Source organism: Mesorhizobium sp. M7D.F.Ca.US.004.01.2.1, assembly GCF_003997785.1.
In the GTDB taxonomy this organism is placed as follows: Bacteria; Pseudomonadota; Alphaproteobacteria; order Rhizobiales; family Rhizobiaceae; genus Mesorhizobium; species Mesorhizobium loti.
On the sequence record NZ_RZRQ01000231.1, the window covers coordinates 1 to 9,643 of the forward strand.

General features: G+C 63.8%; 10 protein-coding genes. 1 reads left to right on the forward strand and 9 read right to left on the reverse strand.

The features are described 5' to 3' along the window. The 5 genes from EN993_RS25130 to rsfS form a co-directional block, all read right to left on the reverse strand. Positions 1–993: divergent polysaccharide deacetylase family protein (locus tag EN993_RS25130; RefSeq protein WP_127265108.1), on the reverse strand; the 993-nt coding region annotated here is incomplete at its 3' end. Between the two features lie 197 nt (positions 994–1,190). Further along, positions 1,191–2,522, reverse strand: coding sequence for a S41 family peptidase (locus tag EN993_RS25135; protein WP_056586250.1), 1,332 nt, complete (start codon positions 2,520–2,522; stop codon positions 1,191–1,193). Then, positions 2,523–3,878: a murein hydrolase activator EnvC gene (locus EN993_RS25140; RefSeq protein WP_109664545.1), complete on the reverse strand. Its 1,356-nt coding sequence runs from the start codon at positions 3,876–3,878 to the stop codon at positions 2,523–2,525. It lies immediately after the preceding gene. A 184-nt stretch (positions 3,879–4,062) separates the two neighbouring features. Continuing rightward, the gene (gene rlmH / locus EN993_RS25145; RefSeq protein WP_127265109.1) at positions 4,063–4,545 is read right to left on the reverse strand and encodes a 23S rRNA (pseudouridine(1915)-N(3))-methyltransferase RlmH; all 483 of its coding nucleotides are present in this window, start codon (positions 4,543–4,545) and stop codon (positions 4,063–4,065) included. Positions 4,546–4,628: 83 nt separating this feature from the next. Continuing rightward, positions 4,629–5,006 carry a ribosome silencing factor gene (gene rsfS / locus EN993_RS25150; protein ID WP_109664536.1) on the reverse strand — a complete coding sequence of 126 codons (378 nt, stop codon included), beginning with the start codon at positions 5,004–5,006 and terminating at the stop codon, positions 4,629–4,631. Positions 5,007–5,248: 242 nt separating this feature from the next. Between rsfS and EN993_RS25155 the strand changes: the two genes are divergently transcribed. Beyond that, positions 5,249–6,106, forward strand: coding sequence for a mechanosensitive ion channel domain-containing protein (locus EN993_RS25155; RefSeq protein ID WP_127265110.1), 858 nt, complete (start codon positions 5,249–5,251; stop codon positions 6,104–6,106). On the opposite strand, the gene EN993_RS25160 is transcribed toward EN993_RS25155, so the two are convergent. The 4 genes from EN993_RS25160 to EN993_RS25175 form a co-directional block, all read right to left on the reverse strand. Further along, positions 6,107–7,399, reverse strand: a complete 1,293-nt coding sequence (locus EN993_RS25160) for an MFS transporter (protein ID WP_126066770.1) — start codon at positions 7,397–7,399, stop codon at positions 6,107–6,109. 68 nt (positions 7,400–7,467) lie between these two features. Next, a complete protein-coding gene (locus EN993_RS25165) occupies positions 7,468–8,100 on the reverse strand; it encodes a nicotinate-nucleotide adenylyltransferase (RefSeq protein WP_245468959.1) in 633 nt (210 codons plus the stop codon). A gap of 27 nt (positions 8,101–8,127) precedes the next feature. After that, positions 8,128–9,414 (reverse strand): glutamate-5-semialdehyde dehydrogenase, encoded by a 1,287-nt coding sequence (locus tag EN993_RS25170; protein ID WP_127265111.1) that lies wholly within the window; start codon positions 9,412–9,414, stop codon positions 8,128–8,130. A 3-nt stretch (positions 9,415–9,417) separates the two neighbouring features. Then, positions 9,418–9,643 (reverse strand): PUA domain-containing protein (locus tag EN993_RS25175; protein WP_348630429.1); only part of this gene is annotated, 226 nt, incomplete at its 5' end.

Genomic DNA, 9,643 nt, shown 5'->3' on the forward strand with positions numbered 1-9,643 from the left:
ATCCTGCACCGCATCGATCGCCATGTCGCCGGAGACGAAAGGCACGCCGTCCTTCAGAGCCAGGTCCGGCGCCAGGCTGCGCGCCGACGAGCCGTCATCGATATAGGCGAGGCCGCGTTTGCCGAGCTCGGCCATGAACGGTTCCATCGCCGCCGCGTCGGCGGAAAAGCGAGCGCCCATGTAGTTCATGACGCCGGTATAGTTTGTCGTCCGCGACAGCGCCCAGTGCAGGTTCTTCAAATTCTCGTCCGTGCTCGCCGCCACCGTCAGCGTGTTGCGACCGGGGTTGACGTTCGGATAGTCGAACGGCTCGAGCGGCACCTGCATGACAACCTCATGCCCGCTTTGCCGAGCCGCCTGCATCCAGCGGCCAATGCTGTTGCCTTGCGGCGCGAAGGCCAGCGACACTTCCGCCGGCAGCTTGGCGATGGCCGCCTGGGTGCCTGTCTGCGAAACCGAAAGCCCGCCGATGATGATCGCTACGCGCGCGCCGCGCCCGCCCGACCAGGGCCGCGCATAGACGTCGAACGGCCGTCGGCCATCGGCGGCGCGGACAGGCAAAGGCCCGGTATCGCTGGCTTCGATCAGCGCCTTGTCTGGAATATGCGCGATCTTCAGGTTCTGGCCGATGGTCGACGGGTCACGAATGACGATCGCTGCCCTGGGCGGGCCATCGCCCTCTTCCGTCTGCACATGGATGATCTGCGGCCCACCCGTCTTAGCCGGCACTTCCGGCTTCGGTGCCGCCACCGGGGCCAAAGCGGACGGCGCGACGTCAGGCTCGGCCGCCGCTGTCACTTTCGGCGTTGAAACGGCAACCTCTTGCGGCTTTCGAAACGGCTTTTCCCTGAGCGCGATCGCGCCGGAGACGCCCGCCACCACCAGCACGACCGCAGTCGCCATGATCGCACCGCCGCTGACCTTGCCAGCAGCGCGCGGCGACCGGACAGCCTGTCCGAGCGGGCGTTCGATGTCCTTGCCGATATCAGCCAAGCCTAATCCCCGGGGCGCATGGCTTCGAAGCCGAAACCGCTTCGAAAAGACATGCGCGAATTCTTCCATCCTGGCGCACCCTTGGCGCCGTGTTTGAGGGCTTCGCCTTGCCCCCGAATCAAACTGCCGGAACCTTTCGGTCCCGGCAGCATCGCATTGCTTCCATCAGGCGGCCAGACCTGTTGTTGGCCACGGGCCTACTGGTTGAGAACGGCCTTTTGCGGATTGGGCGGGAAGGACGGATCGGTCTTCTGGCCGCGCAGCAGCTGCTCGGCATAGATGAGCTGCAGGTCGTCCTTCGGATCCGGCGGCACATAGGCCGCCGACCCCGAACCGGTCGTGCTCTCGTCGGCGCCCTTGATATGGCCCTTGAGGTCGGATTCACCGCGCGTCAGGTCCCTGCCCTGCAGTTCCGGCGGCAGCGGCTGGTCGACCTTGATGTCGGGCGTGATGCCCTTGCCCTGGATCGACTTGCCGGACGGCGTGTAATAGAGCGCCGTCGTCAGCCGCAGCGCACCATTCTCGCCGAGCGGAATGATGGTCTGCACCGAACCCTTGCCGAAGGACTGCGTGCCGACCACCGTGACACGGCGCAGATCCTGCAGCGCGCCGGCGACGATTTCGGATGCACTGGCCGAACCGCCATTGACCAGAACGATCATCGGCTTGCCGTTGATGTCGTCAACCTGCTTGGGCTTGGCGTCGAAGCGGGTGACGTCCTTGGGATCACGGCCGCGCGTCGAGACGATCTCGCCGCGGTTGAGGAAGGCATCGGACACGCTCACCGCCTGGTCGAGCAGACCACCCGGATTGAGGCGGAGATCCAGAACGTAGCCCTTGAGCTTGTCGTCCGGCACCTGCTTCTTGATGGTGTCGATGGCGTTCTCGAGGTCGTCATAGGTCTTTTCGGTGAAGGAGGTGATCTTCATGTAGCCGATGTCGTTCTCGACCCGGAACTTGACCGCCTTGACCTTGATGATGTCGCGTACGACCGTCAGTTCGATCGGCTTGTCGGCGCCCTGGCGCAGGATGGTGAGCTTGATCGGTGTGTTGACCAGGCCACGCATCTTGTCGACCGCGTCGTTGAGGGTCAGGCCGCGAACCTCTTCGCCGTCGATCTTAGCGATGTAGTCGCCGGCCAGCACGCCTGCCTTGGCGGCCGGGGTGTCGTCGATCGGCGTGATCACCTTGACCAGGTCGTTCTCCATGGTGACCTCGATGCCGAGGCCGCCGAACTCGCCCTTGGTCTGGACGCGCATATCCTGCGCCTGCTCGGCGTTCATGTAGGAGGAGTGCGGGTCAAGCGAGGCAAGCATGCCGTTGATGGCGTTCTCGACAAGCGACTTGTCGTCGGGCGGTGTCACATACTGTGCCCGCACCCGCTCGAAGATATCGCCGAAGATCGCCAGTTGCTTGTAGGTCTCCGACCCTGCAGCGTTCGCCGCCGAGCCGGGTGTGCCATAGACAAGGCTCATGGCGGACGCGCCCATCAGCGCACCGGCAAACAGAAGCGACAGTTTCCGCATTATTCACGTCCTTCCAGAAAAACGGTCCGCCCACCATGGGGCCGGATCGACGGGTTTTCCATCCTTGCGGAACTCGACATAGAGTTCCGGCGTGGCATTTCCATTCTTCGAAACCGAGGTGCTCGCCACCCGGGCCTCTCCCATCGCGCCGATCGGCTCTCCTGCGAGCACTGACTGACCGGTCGCGACGCTGATTCTGCTCATCCCCGCCAAAACGACATGATAGCCGTCGCCTGCGTTAAGGATCAAGAGTTGACCATAGGAGCGAAACGGCCCCGCATAAAGCACATTCCCATCCGCCGGTGCGGTGACGATGGCTCCCGATTGTGTCGCAACCATGTCGCCAAGCATCACCGCGCCGTTACCGTCATCGGCGCCGAATCGCAGCTTGATACGGCCGGTCACCGGCAGCGCGATCTGTCCCTGCAGCGCCGAAAAGGGTGCCGCAGCGGCAAGTTGGTTGCTTTCCGGAACGGGCAGCGACGCCAGTTCCGCCGGCGCTGATGTCTCGTCGCCATCCGCCGTCTTCTGCTCGGCGGCCTTGGCGGCATCGGCAGCCTTGGCCGCATCGGCAGCCTTGCGGCTCTTGTCGGCTTGCGCTTCGAGCGAGGCGATCAACTCTTTCAGGCTGCCGGCCTTGGCCGCCAGCGCCTCGGATCGCTGCTTTTCAGCGGCCATTTGCGTTTGCGTGTCGGCTTCGAGCTTCTGCTTGGCCTCCAGCAGCATGCCGAGTCGCTTCTTTTCCGCCGCCTGGTCACCGACCGCCGCCGTTAGCCGCGCCCGTTCGGCCTCGATCGAGGCCGTGACCCGCGACTGCTCCTTGAGATCGGCGAGCAGGATATCTGTTTGCTGACGCAGTTCCGGCACCACGGCACCGAGCAGGATGGCACTGCGCACCGACGACAGCGCGTCCTCCGGCTTGACCAGGATCGCCGGCGGCGGGTTCAGCCCCATGCGCTGCAGCGCGCCCAGCACTTCGGCAAGCACATCACGCCGCGCCACCAGCGAGACACGTATCTTCTGCTCCTGGCCCTTCAGCCCTTCCAGCCTGGCGCCGATGTCCTCGATGTCCTGGCCGAGCTTCTGCTCGGTCATCGCCGACTGGATCAGTGCGGCAGTGATCGAGGCGTGATCCTTCTTGATGGTCGCGATGTCGGCGGAGAGCTTGGCCAACCGTTCCGACGACAGCGTGATCTCCTTCGAGACCCGTTCGTATTCAGCCCGGCTCTGGTCCGGATCGGGAGCCATGTCGAGCGTGTTTTCGGCCCGCCCCGCATGCAGCGACAGCACAAGCACCGCCGCCGCGATGCCGCAGCGCGCGCGCCATGAGCCCGTTCTCGATTTCCAGCCTTCAGACATCCGGTGTCGACTCTATCTGCGGCTTCGTTAACGAACCATCAACCATGTTTGAAAAGGCCCGTTCCCGAATGCATGTCGCCCAGAAGTGGTCCCGGTTTCGGGAAAACGACATGCATAAGACCAAAGGTCCAATCTGGCGCGGCATTGGGGCGGAAATCCGGGCAGGTCGCGCCAATTCACCGATTTACGAGCGATGGTAGGGATGTCCCGAAAGAATGGTGGCCACCCGATAAAGCTGCTCACCCAGCATCACGCGCACCAATTGGTGCGGCCAGGTCAGCAATCCGAACGACATCACCAGTTCGGCCTGGTCGCGCAGCGACTGATCGTGGCCGTCGGCGCCGCCGATGGCGATGACCAGCGCCTTGCGGCCACCGTCACGCAACAGGCCAAGGCGCCCGGCGAAGTCCTCCGAGGAAAAGCTTTTGCCGCGTTCGTCGAGAAGGATCAGCGCGGTGCCGGGCTGCAAATGTGTCTGCAGCTTCTGGCCTTCCTCGCGCCGGCGTTCGCTGGCGGTCTGGGCACGCCCCTCGGCTATCTCGGCAATGCCGGCAAATTCAAGCCCCACCGCCGGACCGCTCTTGGCGAAGCGCTCGAAATAACGGTCGGCGAGCAGCTTCTCGGGGCCGGCTTTCATCCGGCCCACGGCATGAACTGATATCTTCATCCTCGCCCCTGTAAGCCGCTAATGCATGTCACCAAAGTAGGAATCGGTTTTGGAACAACGACATGCATCAAAACAAAGGCGGCTTAGTGGAGGGTCTCTTCCTCGAGATCCGGCGCCTGCCACATCTTTTCGAGATTGTAGAATTCGCGGACTTCAGGGCGGAAGACGTGGACGATGATGTCGCCCGAATCGATCAGGACCCAGTCGGCGCCTGCCAACCCCTCAACGCGCGCAGTGCCGAGACCGGCATCCTTGATCGCTTTGAGAAGATGATCGGCGACAGCCGCAACATGACGGTGCGATCGGCCCGAAGCGACGACCATATAGTCGCCGAGGCTCGATTTCCCCTGGATGTCGATTGAGACAATATTTTCGGCCTTGGAGTCTTCCAGACTGGCAAGGACTGTCTTGATGGCGCGGGACACGGCGTCGTCTACGCTGATCCTGGCCGGCGAAGGCATGATATCGGCCTTCTTCCGCAGTGCTGTTCTCAGTGTATTTCCTTTCGCAGCAAGAACAACCAAATCACCCCCAAAAGCAGGTGACACCACTTAGATAGGCAGAGTTCCCTGACAGTTTCAAGACGGGACCCCGCCCCGCACCAACGTATTCTCGGTCCTGTGGTTTCGCCGCACGCTGGAAAAGATCGGAACCCTCGCCGCCCGCATGGGTTATCGGCTCGCCGACCAACCGGAATCTTGCCATGCCGATCGACCCGCAAAACGCCCTTCTCACCGTCCAGGCTGGCCTCGCGCAGCTGAGTACGCTGATCGTTTCCTACTCCTTCTCGGCCATCGGTGCCGTCATCCTCTTGGTTGTCGGCTACATCATCGCCGGCCTTGCCGAACGTTCGATCTTCGCCGGCCTCGGCCATATCCATGGTTTCGATGCAACGTTGCGGCATTTCTTCTCCAAGATCGTCCGCTATGCCATCCTGATCCTCGTCACCATCATGGTGCTCGGCCAATTCGGCGTGCAGACGGCGTCGATAATTGCCGCGATCGGTGCCATCGGCCTGGCCATCGGCCTGGCGTTGCAAGGCACGCTGCAGAACATTGCCGCCGGCATCATGCTTCTGGCGCTGCGGCCATTTCGCATCGGTGAGTCCGTCGAGGTCGGTTCGATTGCCGGCTCGATCGAGGAGATCGGCCTGTTCGCGACCAAGCTCAGGAGCGCCGACGGCGTCTACATCCTCGCGCCCAATTCGACGCTGTGGAACCAGCCGGTGCGCAACTTCTCGCGCAACGGCGTGCGCCGCAGCGACATCGCGCTCAGCATCGGTTCATGGAACGACATCGACCGCGCTCAGAAGACCTTGCTTGCAATTGCCGCCGCCGAGCGACGGGTGAAGCGTGAGCCGGCACCGATCGCATTCGTCGCGACATTGGGCGAAAGCACCGTTTCGATTGCCTTGCGTTACTGGACATCGTCGGCTGATTTCTTCGCCACCCAGACCGATCTCACCAAGCGCGCCAAGCAGGAATTCGACTCGGAAGGCATATCGATCCCGCAGCCGCCACCGCCACCGGAAGCGCCGCAACCGGAAGCCCGCCGGCAATAATCAGCTGCCCCTGTGTCGGTCCTGCTCGTCCGGTGCGAACGCAAGCTCCACCGGCAAAGGCGCCTGCGCCGTCATCGGTGCGAAACTGCCGGTTTCACCGGCAGGAACAGCCTGCGTCGTGAACACGCGCAGAAGCACGAACATGCAGAACGCAGCGGCGATGAGGATCGCCACATAGATGAAGGCCTGCGTTCCGAAGACAGCCGACAGCGCCGTCACGATGCCTGGCACGACGAAGCCCGACAGCGACCAGGCAAACAGCAGCGAACTGGACAGCGCCACCATGTCCTCCTTGCCGGCACGGTCGGAGGCATGCGCGCTGGAAAGCGAATAGATCGATTCCGAGGCGCCATCCCAAACGATATAAATCACCACCAGCGCCGCCAGCGCGCCGCCATCGAACCCGAGCGCGAACAGGCCGGCGACCATGGCGAGCGCGGATGCGGCGATCAGCACATAGCGGCGGTCGGTGCGGTCGGAAATCCAGCCAAGCGGGATTTGCAGGATCAGCGTGCCGACCGGCATCGCCGAAAGCAGCAGCGCCACGTCTGCCTGGCTGTAGCCCTTGGCCGTGGCATGGATCGGAGCGAAGCCCGCGATCGACATCGACAGGCCGCCGACCGCCAGCATGCCGGCGACGCCGACCGGCGAAATCCGCCAGGCCCGGCGCAGCGCCACTGAAGCCGCCTGCGGCGCCGGCGGCTGGGCCAGCCGCGTCATCCCCACGGGAAGGATCGACAGCGCCGTGAAGACGATACCGATCAGCGGCGCATCCGCCGTCCTGATATCGACCAGCGCCAGCGTCGCATAGCCGACGCCGAGCCCGGCGACATAGGCAACGTAGAAAAACGCCATCACCCGGCCGCGAATGGCATTGGCAACGGCATCGTTGAGCCAGCTCTGCGCAACGATGAACAGGCCGCATATGGCAAAGCCGTAGAGTGCGCGGGCGGCGATCCACAGCAGCGGATGGACCCCGGCGCCGACAGCGGCATTGGCCAGCGCGATCAGCGCCGACAGCACCATGAAGGCGCGGGCATGGCCAACCCTTCGCACCAGCGGTCCGGTCAGAATGCAGCCGGCGAGGCCGCCAGCCGAAAGTCCGGTGATGATCAGCCCGGCCCAGGTCGGATCGAAACCCTCGGCGCCGAGCCGGACCGGGATATAAGCAAACATCAGCCCGTTGCCGACGGCGATCAGCGCCATCGACACGATGACGCTGGCAATCGCGATCAGCGGCGTGGGCTCGGCGCCCTGCTCGGCTTCGCTACGGTTTTTCCTGGGAATCGACATGCCTGCTCAGGATTGCCCATGAAACGGGCAAGGGGAGCGATAAAAGCGACATGGCCGGGCGAGTGGGCTCACCCCTTCGCCAGCTTGCGGATCGCGCTCGACGACAGCGACGAGCGCGGGCCGTGGATGAAGGTCCAGGCCGGCGCCTTCATGCGGGCAAGCCGCGGCGCATCGCCCTCGTCGACGCGGGCATAGTCGAAGGTCTTGGCGACGACCGAAGACAGGAACGACAGCGTTGCTCCCGGGCGGTCGATGACGGCAATCGGGAAGGTCATGACGATCTCGCGCCAGCGCTGCCAGCGATGGAAATCGCGCAAACTATCCGCACCCATGATCCAGACGAAGTCGACGCCAGGATTGCGCGCCTTGACCAGCGCCAGCGTGTCGGCGGTGTAGCGGACATGATGGGCGGCCTCGAAGGCGGTGACCTTGATCTTCGGGTTCTTGGCGATCTGCTCGGACAGTTGCAGCCGTTCGCTGAGCGGCGCCAATTCCCTGGTGCTCTTCAGCGGATTGCCCGGCGTCACCATCCACCACAGCTGATCAAGCGCCAGGCGTCGCAGCGCAATCTCGGCGACCAGCGCGTGGCCGGCATGCGGCGGATTGAACGAGCCTCCGAACAAGCCAACGGCGAGGCCTTTTTCGGCGTGCGGCATCTTCAGGTAACGGAAGGGTACCGCCGGTTCGGAAGATGCCAGCATTGCCTCAGGCTCTGACGACGAAAAGCTTCAAGGCCTCACCTGTCCCGACCCGCGCACGCGATATTTGAACGAGGTCAGCTGCTCGACGCCGACCGGTCCGCGCGCATGCATCTTGCCGGTGGCGATGCCGATCTCGGCGCCCATGCCGAATTCGCCGCCATCGGCGAACTGCGTCGAGGCATTGTGCAGCAGGATCGCCGAATCGATCTCGTTGAAGAATTTTTCGACCGCTTGCGCATCTTCGGCGACGATCGCCTCGGTGTGATGCGAGGAAAAGGTTTCGATGTGTTCGATCGCACCGCCGATACCGTCTACCAGCTTCACCGCGATGACAGCATCGAGATATTCGGTCACCCAGTCGGCATCGGTCGCCGGCTTGGCGTCGAAAAACACTTTCAGCACGTCGGCATCGGCATGGATTTCGCAGCCGGCGGCGCGTAAGGCGTCGAGGATCGGCACCAGATGCGTGGAGGCAACCGCCCGGTCGACCAGCAGCGTCTCGGCGGCACCACAGACGCCGGTGCGCCGCATCTTGGCGTTGACCGCAATCCGCACCGCCATGTCGAGATCGGCCGAGCGGTCGATGTAGAGATGGCAAATGCCTTCGAGATGCGCGAAGACCGGCACCCGCGCCTCGTTCTGCACACGTCCGACGAGGCTTTTGCCGCCGCGCGGGATGATGACGTCGAGCGAACCACCCAACCCCTTCAGCATCTCGCCGACGGCGGCGCGGTCGGTGGTCGGCACCAGCTGGATGGCGTCTTGCGGCAGGCCGGCTTCCTTCAGCCCTTCGACCAGGCAGGCATGGATGGCGGCCGAAGAATTGAGCGAATCCGAGCCGCCGCGCAGGATCACCGGATTGCCGGCCTTGAGACACAGCGCGCCGGCATCCGCCGTGACGTTCGGGCGGCTCTCATAGATGACGCCGACGACGCCGAGCGGCGTGCGCACACGCTCGATATGCAGGCCGTTCGGCCTGTCCCATTGCGCGATGACATCGCCGACCGGATCGCGCAGCGCGGCGATCTCCCTGATGCCTTCAGCCATGGCTCGGATGCGCGCCGGATCGAGCTTCAGCCGGTCCATGAAGGAGGCGGAAAGTCCGGATTCCTGGCCGTTCGAGATGTCGATGGCGTTGGCGTCGAGAATGTCCTGCTCACAAGCAACGATCGCCTCGGCCATGGCGAGAAGCCCGGCGTTCTTGGCGGCGGTCGTGGCGATGGCCAGCGGTCGGGCGGCAGCGCGGGCGCGGCGGCCGATATCGGCCATCGTTGCTACGGTGTCATCCCCGGATTTTTCATGCAGCTTCAGCATGGCTCATCCTCCGCTTACGTTGCCACCGGCCAATACTTGGTCGCTGGCCCGTACTTGGTCACCAGAATGGCTCACCACAAGGTCGTCGCGGTGGATCATCGCCGAGCGCGCCTCGTAGCCGAGCACGGTTTCGATCTCGGCCGTCTTCAGACCTGCGATCCTTACGGCATCGGCGGCATCATAGGCAACCAGCCCGCGCGCGATCTCGCGGCCCTCGGGCGACAGGATC

Coding starts and splice junctions, on each gene's coding strand:
- EN993_RS25165 (WP_245468959.1), bottom strand. CDS start 8,100: ATGCTGGCATCTTCCGAACCGGCGGTACCCTTCCGTTACCTGAAGATG.
- EN993_RS25155 (WP_127265110.1), top strand. CDS start 5,249: ATGCCGATCGACCCGCAAAACGCCCTTCTCACCGTCCAGGCTGGCCTC.
- EN993_RS25160 (WP_126066770.1), bottom strand. CDS start 7,399: ATGTCGATTCCCAGGAAAAACCGTAGCGAAGCCGAGCAGGGCGCCGAG.
- rlmH (WP_127265109.1), bottom strand. CDS start 4,545: ATGAAGATATCAGTTCATGCCGTGGGCCGGATGAAAGCCGGCCCCGAG.
- rsfS (WP_109664536.1), bottom strand. CDS start 5,006: ATGCCTTCGCCGGCCAGGATCAGCGTAGACGACGCCGTGTCCCGCGCC.
- EN993_RS25140 (WP_109664545.1), bottom strand. CDS start 3,878: ATGTCTGAAGGCTGGAAATCGAGAACGGGCTCATGGCGCGCGCGCTGC.
- EN993_RS25170 (WP_127265111.1), bottom strand. CDS start 9,414: ATGCTGAAGCTGCATGAAAAATCCGGGGATGACACCGTAGCAACGATG.